The organism is Methanospirillum sp. (assembly GCF_028679455.1).
GTDB lineage: Archaea > Halobacteriota > Methanomicrobia > Methanomicrobiales > Methanospirillaceae > Methanospirillum.
Map to the genome: position 1 here is coordinate 1 of NZ_JAJRBM010000248.1, position 10233 is coordinate 10233.

A 10233-nucleotide genomic window follows, 5' to 3' on the forward strand; every position below is an offset into this window, starting at 1 on the left:
AGGGTTTTCTCCTGATCGAATCCGGTACCTCGACCTTGAAACGCTTGGAATCTTTGGTAGACCGGTTATTCTTTTTGGAGTCGGATCTCATGGCCCAAACGGATTTACTACCCGTCAGTTTGTACTCAGGAACCTTTCAGAAGAACCGGCAGCACTTTTTGCAGTCCGTAACCTGCTGGAAGGGGCAGATGCCCTGGTTAGTTATAATGGGAGAAGTTTTGATCTTCCCTACCTGAACGAACGGTTTGCCTATTACGGGTTTGATCCTCTGCCTGAAATTCCTCATATTGATCTGCTTCATTATTCACGAAGATTCTGGAAAAACACAATTCCTGACTGTCGCCTCTCAACAATCGAACAGAGATTTCTTGGAGTTGAACGTGAGATTGATATCCCCGGTATGCTGGTTCCTGAATGGTATATGAAATATCGTGGCACCGGTAACTGTGGACCTCTGGTCCCCATTATCAGACACAATGAACAGGATGTAGCCAGTCTCCCCCTTCTGCTTGATCTGCTGAGGAGTAAAGCTTGTGACTGTTGCTGATTTTCTTGATCTTATTGCAGAAAATCCCAGGTTTTCCCGGTATATCTCACACATCAAAATTATTCCTGGACAAAAAGCCATCTACTCAGAACCCGATAACCCGCTTCCCAGGTCTGTTCAGGAATACCTGAACCGTTCACACATTAACCTGTATAGTCACCAGGCTGCAGCAATTAATACCATTCAATCCGGTCAGGATGTCATCCTCTGTACTCCCACTGCATCAGGAAAGACCCTCTCATTCCTTATCCCTTTCTGCCAGATGAGGGTTGAAGAACCAACAGCTACTGCACTTGCAATCTATCCTGCAAAAGCACTTACCAGGGATCAACTGGCTAACGCCAGGATGATCAGCGATGAAACCGGAATTCCCCTGGATCCGGCGATTTATGATGGTGATACCCCCCGTCATGATCGGCCTGCAATTCGGAATAACGCAGGACTGGTACTGACAAATCCCTATGAACTACACCATATTCTGCCCTGGCATCACCAGTGGTCAACATTTTTTTCGCGAATCAGGTATATCATAATTGACGAGGCACACCAGTATCGTGGAGTATTTGGCAGTCATATGGCCCTCCTGCTCAGAAGATTGCTCAGAATCTGTGCTCATTACGGAACTCACCCCACCTTTTTTCTCTCCTCTGCCACTCTTGCAAATCCCCAGGACTTTGCCAGAGAACTAACCGGTCGTGAATTTCAGGTTATCAATGAGTCTGGAGCTCCATCCGGAGTGAGGTACTTTGTCCTGTATAATCCATACCGGGGCGGATTTGCCGAGCGATCCGTGTATACCGAGAGTGCAACGCTTCTTGCATCTCTGGTGGAAACCGACCTGCAGACACTCTGTTTTACGGGATCGCGAAAAATGACCGAGATAGTAACCACGTGGGCCCGGGAGCGGCTGAGTGAAGGTGGAGCAGATCATACCGGACGTATTGCTGCTTACCGTGCAGGTTATCTGCCTGAGGAGCGAAGGCACCTCGAACAGAGCCTGAAGAACGGGACATTAAAAGGAATTGTATCAACCAATGCCCTTGAACTTGGTATTGATATCGGAACGCTCGATGCAGTAGTGATGACCGGATACCCGGGGACCATGATGTCAACCTGGCAACAGACCGGAAGAGCGGGGAGAGGAACAGGTGCATCTCTTGCCGTGCTGATCAGTTTTCAAAACCCCCTGGATCAATACTTCATGGATCATCCTGACGAATTTTTTGGTAAATCGCACGAACATGCGATCATCACGACCAAAAATCCATACATCCTCTCTGGACAACTTCTCTGTGCTGCTGCTGAATTACCAATGGTGCCAGATGATCTGCAGTGGTTTGGGGAAGAGATGAACAGTCATCTTGATGCCTTCAGCAACGCAGGCATATTAACCAGGACAAACCGGGGACATATCTACTCAGGACAAAAACGGGCAGTGGAACTGGTATCACTATCAGGCACCGGAGAAACGTGGACAATTGAGGTACGGGGACAGGTGCTTGAGACGGTAGACCAAGGTCAGGCATGCAGGGAAGCGCATCCCGGGGCTGTTATCATTCACCAGGGGGAAACATACCTGGTCAGCCGGTGGGATAGGGATCATCATCGCATATTTGCAGAGAGATCTGATGTTGAATATTATACCCGGCCAAATCAGCAGACCGCCATCACCATCACCGGGGAGAGCATGGCAAAAAATATCCCCGGTGCAACACTCCATCTTGGAGAAGTCCTGGTATCTGAACAATATAGTGGATATCGCAAGATCATCAGACAGACAACCATCGCAACCGAGCCCCTCTCACTTCCCCCGATATCATTCACCACCACAGCGCTCTGGATGGTTATTGATCCCGGGATTATCACACAAATTACTGCAGGATCCTTTGATATTCCAGGCTCACTCCATGGCGCAGAGCATGCACTGATAGCAATGACGCCATTTTTTGTCCTCTGTGACCGATGGGATCTCGGAGGTCTTTCAGCAGCGATAGACAATCAGACAGGATCTGCGACGATCTATATCTATGACGGGTACGAAGGTGGCGTAGGACTCGCAGAGCGAGGATATGCCATGTTTAGTGATATTGCTAAAATGGCTGCAACTCTTGTTGAAGGATGCCGGTGCACTACTGGCTGTCCGGCATGTATTCATTCACCCAAATGCGGAAACGATAACCAGCCACTAGACAAGTCAGGAACGATCATATTACTCAAAAAACTGGCAGGGATCATCTAAACGAATACCGGATAAAGAAAAGAGATACAAGGCAGGATTGGGAGGTTACTTCTTCTCCTGATGAGCCTGACTGGCTGCAACACGCTGTTTATAGTGTTCTGCAATTTTATTAATATGTGAAATTTTATCCATTTCCGGCCCATATAGCGCATAGCCGTGTTTGTCAACACTCACTATCCGATATGTTCTTCTAAGAACTTCAGGCACTTTCGCAGAAGGAATCCGGTTCATGTTCATGAAATTTTCAATCTGCACCTGAAAGTGCTTCTTGAGAAGAGCCCGCATTTCAGTGATCATACCCTTAAACTCTTTGATATCTTCCATGTTCCAGGAACGTATCTTTTCTTCGAGTTTTCCAATATAGTCGATCACTTCCTTGCTGTTTTCAATATGCTCGTCAACTGCCTGGGAGAGTGCCTGCTCTGCCATATCTGCACTGTCTATTGAGTCATAACCCACAGTTGAACCATCTCCGGCGAAAAGTAATATCTATTTTGCATTCAGGACACATCAAGATTGTTAAACCTTCAGACTTCAGAGAGGGTTTCATTATGGATGATAGATCTCTATCTGTTTATATGCAGAACTGGTGAACATCGAGATCAGTTTCACTCCTGCACCTTTGACAACATCAGTCATATCTTCACCAATATCAACAACTGCCGGCTGAATCCCGATAATGAGTATCTCTCTGCATAACACGGAAATTACCTCATACATAGCATCGAGCGGGAACCGGGGAGTACCCATGCCAACATCAGAAATCCGTTCAGGAGGAATAATCCTGATACTACCTGGTGCAAGACCCATATCTGCTGCATCAACCAGAACGAGAAGATCAGGTTTGATCTCCCGTATCTTTCTGATAAAATCCCCGGAAATTGTACCGGCGTTGAAAGATTTCCATTCAGGATGCGAAAGACCTGCAGCAACAAAGCAGCCAATCCCGTCATCGGCAAGGAGATCATTCCCAATCCCGATGAGAAGATGCATGCCGTTCATATCTCATCAGGATATGATAAAACCGTCGTTGGTTTGCCACAAACTTATATATCAATTCTACTGACGAGAATACTAATGGATTCTGATACCCTTGAGCAGCTGGTCGATATCCCGTATCCACAGCATCCTCATTGTGCAACTGTTCTGGTTCTTGATACTTCAGCTTCGATGAAAGGATCTAAAATTGCAGAGCTAAATGAGGGGCTGAAAATTCTTGCAGACGAACTGGTACATGATGATCTGGCAGCAAAACGAATTGATCTTGCAATCATCACTTTTGGCAGATCAGTTGAAGTCATTCAGCCGTTCACCGGAATAATCCAGTTTGAACCACCAGAACTTGAAGCGGGCGGATATACTCCGATGGGCGCTGCAATTTTAGAGGCGGCATCACTTATCGAAAAACGCAAGGCAGAGTACCGGGAGACCGGAGTTGATTATTACCGTCCCTGGATATTTCTTATCACTGACGGACAGCCAACCGATATGTCACGGGGAGATACCAGATGGCAGGAGGTTACCGGTGTTATCCATAGCGGAGAAGCGGATCGTAAATTCCTCTTCTGGGCTCTGGGAGTAGATCAGGCAAATATGTCCATCCTGCGTGAATTGTCCCCTCCGAATCGTACCCCTCTTCAGCTCAGAGAAGCACAGTGGTCAGAGATGTTTTTATGGCTCTCACGAAGTCTTGCAAAGATATCAGACTCACGGATTGGAGAACAGATCAATCTTGAAAATCCAACCGGGCCGGATGGATGGGGCGTTGTCCCGCTCTGAAACCCTGATGTCCATCCCGGAAGGGAGCGACATCAAAAAAAATAACCGGCTTCTTTGGATAACCGGTGCATCGGTCAAAGGACGCAGACACGAACAATCAGGCCAGCCCTGTCAGGACGCGTTTGCAATATCAGGGGAAGGAGAGAGATGGGGGGTTGCTGTCGCAGACGGAGTCGGAAGTGCAACTCACGCCGAAACCGGTGCTTCTATTGCAGTGAATAAGGCGGTTCAGTCCCTCCTTTCCAGGGAACAGAACTGTACCGAATCCCAGGGAGAAGATCTGATCAGATATGCATTTCTGCAGGCACGGGAGGCAGTAGTTACAGAAGCAAGAGCAAAGGGAGTCTCCCCTTCTGAACTAGCTTCAACCCTGATTGTAGGTTATTTCAAGGCTGGAAAGATCTGTATCGGGCACATCGGGGATGGGATCGTGGTAGGAGTGAAAAGTGGAGAACTGAAAATTCTCTCATCTCCTGACACGGGGGAGTATGCCAACGAAACCGCATGCCTTGTTGAGAATAACTGGGAAGATAATCTTCGAATCATTCAGCCAACTGAGATTGACCAGTGTATCATCGCCACCGATGGATGCCAGGGCGCACTTGCAATACGAAAAGGAGGGAAATTCCAACCCTATGAACCATTCATCCTCCCGTTACTATCATTCATTTCCAGGAAACTCGGTGAACACGGAAATCCGGATTCTGATATTGCCGGGTTACTTGCCTCTCAACGCATGCAGGAATTTTCAGGTGACGACAAAACCCTGGTGGTATTAGTGAACCCACATCACCCTGACCACCCAGAAGGATGAATAATGGCAGCACTCTTAACAGGAAACCGACCCCCCCGGCTTCATGTTGATCGGGATCAGATTCCTGTTCAGAGTGGAAAGCGGGTGAAAACCGAAATCCTGACCATCACCAACGATGGTGGAGGCGTTCTCAAGGGATCAGCTATCGCTGATGTCAACTGGATTCGGATTCCAAACCCACGAATTGAGACCCCGTTCATTATCCCATTGAGAATTGAGATCACGCCGGATCGTTTTACCGCAGGAAGCCCCCTGAAAGGAACGGTAACAATCATTACCAACGGTGGAACAGCAAAGGTTTTCGTGGAGTATTTTGTCCACCCTGTTACCAGACCGGGGCTCACCCTTGACGAACAGCAGTACCTGTTTTGTAACCTGAAAAAAGGGGATGATTTTTCTTTCGATCTCATCCTTCGCAACACAGGAAGCGGATTATTAAGTGGAACTATTGAATCCGGATCTGACTGGATTGAGGTGAAAAACCGGACAATCTGGACACATACCATCCAGGCAGTACCGGTTATCATTCATACCTCTATCGCTCCGAAAGTCAGACACCCGACCGGAAGAATCCGAATCCGGAGTTCCGGAGGAACTCTGGAGGTGCCGGTCTCAATACATTTCAGAAGTGAAGCAGGACCTGTACTCAGACTCTCTCCCTCAAGAATCAGGTGCGTATGGGAAAAGCGTGGGATTATCGAGGAGACCCTTACCGCCCATAACGAGGGAGCCGGAATTCTCAGAGGAACAATACCGTCCCCGGTGCCATGGCTGAAGATCACGCCCTCCATTTTTTCAGCAGAAAAAAATTCCAGGATCTTATTCAGGATCGACACCCGGATGCTGAAGCCGGACGTGACCATCAGTATTCCGATCTCCATCATCACCAACACGGGCACCCATCCCCTTACCCTTGAAGTAATTCCCGGGAAAAAACCGGTTACCCAGGTCAGAAAAACCCGCAGTTCTGCACGGCACCAGACAAGAACCAGACTGGTTGTATATGAACCGGATGGCAGGATGTGTACCCTGGTCTCAACCGGAAAAGCGGGAGGGGAAGGAGAGATATATTATCTTGCCGGAGATGAGACGCGGTGTGCCAAGATATTCCACCCCCATCGCCGGACCCAGGAGATAGAAGAGAAGATACATGCGATGACTGCTGCTCCGCCTGATCCTGAACTCCTGCAATCCCTGACCTGGCCCCTTATGCCGGTAACCGATCTTCCCAGGGGAGGAAAAATAGTAGGGTATCTGATGAGACGGATACCAGAAGAGGAGTTCAGATCCGTTCATCTCTGGTATGATCAGGCACCCACAGATGGAGAGAAGGATCTGCAGGCCCGGATCATTGCTGCCCGCAAACTCGCAAACCTGGTTGCCGGAGTACACCGGGCAGGACATGTAATCGGCGATCTTCGTGAGAACAATCTGCTGATCAATAACCAAGGCGATCTCATCCTGATAGACACCGACTCATTCCAGATTCGGGAGGCAGGGGGGAGAAAAATATACTGGAGCCGTATGGGAACCGGTGAATATCTTCCTCCTGAACATCTGGATGGTTCTTTTGCGGAAGCAGGATGTGATCGGCGTTACGGGGATCACTTCGCACTTGCAGTTCTCATCTTCAGATTTCTGATGGATGGGGTACATCCGTTTCAGGCGAAAGGTCCCCTGGTAAGGAATGCCCCCGCAACTACCGATAAAATACTGCTGGGACATTTCGCATTTGAAAGCAGGATTAACGGAATTTCTCCACCAGACTACGCCCCCCCATATTCATCACTTCCTTCCCGGATCCGGGCACTCTTCAAAGAAGTGTTTGTTTCAGGTCACCGCTCTCCCCGGGCCAGACCTGATGCATCACAGTGGGAGAAGGTCCTTTCTACACTCGTTCATGACGATAGGAGGAAGATGCCTGAACCAGAGCCGGAGAAGGCGCAAAACAGTCACCATGAACCATGTTCATCTCATACGGGCTGGCTCTCTGATGGATCAGGACACCGAATATCTCCGGGTCGATGCCTTTACCGAACCGGAACCGGGACCATCAGGGCATATGACGAGAACAACCAGATTTTTCTTCTGAACTCCGGAGTTGTGACCACAGGAAGTATGGGTAGCGGTACTCATTTATCAGTAATTCCGCCTTCACTCATTCTCCCAACAGGTTTCCTTCAGAAGGGAAACATACCTGCCGGCTGGATCATTCCACGGATTGATCCTGATCGGTTCCTCCCATGGCATATGCTCACTGATCCACAGAGTAGGATCAGATCAAACAGAACCGATTTTTCTTTCAACAAGCGCATCGCTAGTTGCCGGAACCTAATGGCTGCACTGATCTCTGCAAAACGATCCCGGATCGGAGAGGTAGTGCTATCAGAACGAACGGTTTTTGTTGGTCCTGATGCATCGATAAGGATTCTCTGCCTCCCTGATATGAGACACAATAATCAAAAAACCAGCACCGAAGGAGAATCTCCTGTTGTTCTCATCTTCAGGATGCTGATGAACGGGTATCATCCGTTTCATGCGATTGGAAGCCGGGCTGCAGGATCAGGATCACATGAGCGAAGGATGGCTGCCGGGCTCTACCCCTGGAGAGAACAGGATCCTGATCTGGACCCCCCTCCGGGAGCACCATCAATCAGTATCCTTCCCGGTCCGCTTGCTGTTCTTTTTGATGAAGAATTCAGCGACTTCGAAGGCAATACACGCGGAAATATTCCATATGAAGCCTGGTTTGAGACGCTTGATCAGGTCTTCAGGGAGTTGATAGGATGCACTTCGGATCCTGATCACTGGTATCTGCCCGGGTATGACGGATGCCCATGGTGTACACAGGAAGTTGAACACCGAACTGTAATACCCCGGGAATTACAGCAGCAGGTTTTCCCACTACACAGTCTCTTACTCATTGCTGCGCCAAAGGTAGCAGGATTGTTACTGGAACGAAATAAAAGGAGGAGTACAAGAAAGCCGGATGCTACCCGGCAGCCTGGATGGGTAGTGATACCGTTGCCACCTGAACGGGTATCCAGGATACTCCTTCCAAAAATTGTGCAGGTACTACTCCTTCCTTCAGAAATCTCTCTTCAATGTCATCCGGAGGTTGTACCATTCCTTCCGATCACCGGTATCCGGATACCGGAGTTTCTGCCCGGACTCCATATCAGAACTAAAAATCAGATTCTTCTTCAGACAGAAGATCTGGATCAGATTCATGGAATGAGGACCGGTATGGAGGATATCACCCTGCTGGATGAAATGCTCTGGGTCAGTGCCCTTGACCGACTCAGAGGAGAAAACATCGGGAAGATACAGAAAACAAAGAATATCAGAACCAGGCAGACTACTCGAACCAGGAATCCGATCCAGATCATGCTTTTACCCCTTTATCTCCCTACCCCGGAACCTGAAAAAATACCTGATGAACAATCAAGACGGGACCTTATAATCGCAGAGATACCCTCTCAAAAGGCAAGAAAAAGAAGAGGAATCCGAAAGAAACTCCAGACAATTCTGATGGACTTTATCGGTTCAGATTCTGACCAGGATCCATAGATATACAGAAAATGGGATGTTCTAATATCTGGGTCTGATGAGGCTCAGAAGACCAAAAATCAGCAGATAACATCCAAAGAATAACACCATGATCTGCATCCCCTTAACAGGCGATATGAGTAAAAACAGACCAACGAGCACGGTCAGAGTTGCCCCAAGGAGAATCAGAACATAATATAGAGTATCTGATGAAAATTTCGATGCTACCATCAACTGACCAGCACCTAAAAAGAACATCCAGACTCCCAGAAAAATACCGAGGACTGATACTGCAAGGTCAGGAGAGAGTAACGCAAATGTTCCCAGACACAACCCAAGAATACCAAGCAGGATCAGTGGTATTCCGACACCTCGCATCATCACCCCGGTTATCAGCACTATTATTGAGATAATCAGTACGATGGCAGAGAGGACTACGCCGATAAGGCTGGTGATAAATGGTGCAGCGAGAAGAATGATAATACCGAGAATAAGTGCGATAATTCCTGAGGAACGCTGATTTTGTCGGTTCGATATCCAGACAATTTCCATGGACTCATATCTCCGTAACGGTATTTCAGAATGTCGATGAAAAAGATGCGAATCAAACAAAAATATGAGGAAAAGAAGTGCATCGACCGGGACTCGAACCCGGGTTTAGGCGTTGGCAACGCCTAGTGATGACCACTACACTATCGATGCGTGACGTGCTCTATAAGGTAGAACCCATCACGATATAAATTCTTCGAATTATTCCGCATGTGAGTATTACAATCTTACATGAACATAATACGCGCTTCCCCCCGGGATCTGAGGATACATGAACCAGAAAACAAAACCCCGACGGTTGCACATAAGATTAGCGGGAAATTTTAGACAGATTCATATTTTTCACATCCAAATTTCTTACGATGATACCCCTCATGGTTGACTGTTCACAAAAGTCAGTGACCATCTTCGGAGGGGGAGAAGTTGGTGCACGCAAAGCGAGGTACTTTGCTGATGAGGCTGATGTGACGGTTTACAGCAGGTCGTTCTCACCGGCATTTGAATCCATCAACGTAAAAAAAATCTGTATCACGATACCAAAGGACGAACAGAAGATTCGGGATCTGATTCAGGGCGCGTTTTTAGTTATTGCGGCAACTTCAGATCCTGATCTTAACAGATTCATCGCCACCAGATGTAATGAAGAGCGGATTCTCTGTAATAGCGCAACAGAGCCAACCGCTGATGTCACCCTTCCGGCAAAATATAAAGGCAATACATTCAGTCTTTCAATCAGTACCAACGGAGGAAGCCCGG

At 48.0% G+C, this 10233-nt stretch carries 9 protein-coding genes and 1 tRNA gene; 6 read left to right on the top strand and 4 right to left on the bottom strand.

Annotated features, from left to right (window positions below; genetic code table 11):
- Both LUQ50_RS08300 and LUQ50_RS08305 read left to right on the top strand, forming a co-directional pair.
- A partial coding sequence (locus tag LUQ50_RS08300; RefSeq protein WP_300039016.1) for a ribonuclease H-like domain-containing protein occupies window positions 1-547 on the top strand: 547 nt, incomplete at its 5' end.
- Window positions 534-2786, top strand: a complete 2253-nt coding sequence (locus tag LUQ50_RS08305; protein ID WP_300039019.1) for a DEAD/DEAH box helicase — start codon at window positions 534-536, stop codon at window positions 2784-2786. The genes LUQ50_RS08300 and LUQ50_RS08305, both read left to right, overlap by 14 nt.
- Before the next feature lie 45 nt (window positions 2787-2831).
- Here the strand turns inward: LUQ50_RS08305 and LUQ50_RS08310 are convergent, their stop codons facing one another.
- Window positions 2832-3245, bottom strand: coding sequence for a hypothetical protein (locus LUQ50_RS08310; protein ID WP_300039022.1), 414 nt, complete (start codon window positions 3243-3245; stop codon window positions 2832-2834).
- A gap of 90 nt (window positions 3246-3335) precedes the next feature.
- Complete coding sequence (locus LUQ50_RS08315; protein WP_300039025.1) at window positions 3336-3788, bottom strand: hydrogenase maturation protease; 453 nt, start codon at window positions 3786-3788, stop codon at window positions 3336-3338.
- Between the two features lie 75 nt (window positions 3789-3863).
- Here LUQ50_RS08315 and LUQ50_RS08320 point away from each other — a divergent pair, with 75 nt between their 5' ends.
- The 3 genes from LUQ50_RS08320 to LUQ50_RS08330 are packed head-to-tail and all read left to right on the top strand — an operon-like array spanning window position 3864 to window position 8949.
- Window positions 3864-4565 carry a VWA domain-containing protein gene (locus LUQ50_RS08320; RefSeq protein WP_300039028.1) on the top strand — a complete coding sequence of 234 codons (702 nt, stop codon included), beginning with the start codon at window positions 3864-3866 and terminating at the stop codon, window positions 4563-4565.
- Window positions 4519-5379 carry a PP2C family serine/threonine-protein phosphatase gene (locus LUQ50_RS08325; protein ID WP_300039031.1) on the top strand — a complete coding sequence of 287 codons (861 nt, stop codon included), beginning with the start codon at window positions 4519-4521 and terminating at the stop codon, window positions 5377-5379. Before LUQ50_RS08320 ends, LUQ50_RS08325 begins: the two co-directional genes overlap by 47 nt.
- Window positions 5380-5382: 3 nt before the next feature.
- The gene (locus tag LUQ50_RS08330; protein ID WP_300039034.1) at window positions 5383-8949 is read left to right on the top strand and encodes a hypothetical protein; all 3567 of its coding nucleotides are present in this window, start codon (window positions 5383-5385) and stop codon (window positions 8947-8949) included.
- A 21-nt stretch (window positions 8950-8970) separates the two neighbouring features.
- Here the strand turns inward: LUQ50_RS08330 and LUQ50_RS08335 are convergent, their stop codons facing one another.
- Both LUQ50_RS08335 and LUQ50_RS08340 read right to left on the bottom strand, forming a co-directional pair.
- Window positions 8971-9480 carry a DUF308 domain-containing protein gene (locus LUQ50_RS08335; RefSeq protein WP_300039037.1) on the bottom strand — a complete coding sequence of 170 codons (510 nt, stop codon included), beginning with the start codon at window positions 9478-9480 and terminating at the stop codon, window positions 8971-8973.
- Between the two features lie 78 nt (window positions 9481-9558).
- Window positions 9559-9630: transfer RNA gene (locus LUQ50_RS08340), tRNA-Gly, on the bottom strand.
- A 221-nt stretch (window positions 9631-9851) separates the two neighbouring features.
- Here LUQ50_RS08340 and LUQ50_RS08345 point away from each other — a divergent pair.
- Window positions 9852-10233: NAD(P)-dependent oxidoreductase (locus LUQ50_RS08345; RefSeq protein WP_300039041.1), on the top strand; the 382-nt coding region annotated here is incomplete at its 3' end.

Bases quoted from the DNA above. Each gene is read 5' to 3' on its own strand.
- LUQ50_RS08315 (WP_300039025.1), bottom strand. From the start codon at position 3,788: ATGAACGGCATGCATCTTCTCATCGGGATTGGGAATGATCTCCTTGCC.
- LUQ50_RS08320 (WP_300039028.1), top strand. From the start codon at position 3,864: ATGGATTCTGATACCCTTGAGCAGCTGGTCGATATCCCGTATCCACAG.
- LUQ50_RS08330 (WP_300039034.1), top strand. From the start codon at position 5,383: ATGGCAGCACTCTTAACAGGAAACCGACCCCCCCGGCTTCATGTTGAT.
- LUQ50_RS08335 (WP_300039037.1), bottom strand. From the start codon at position 9,480: ATGGAAATTGTCTGGATATCGAACCGACAAAATCAGCGTTCCTCAGGA.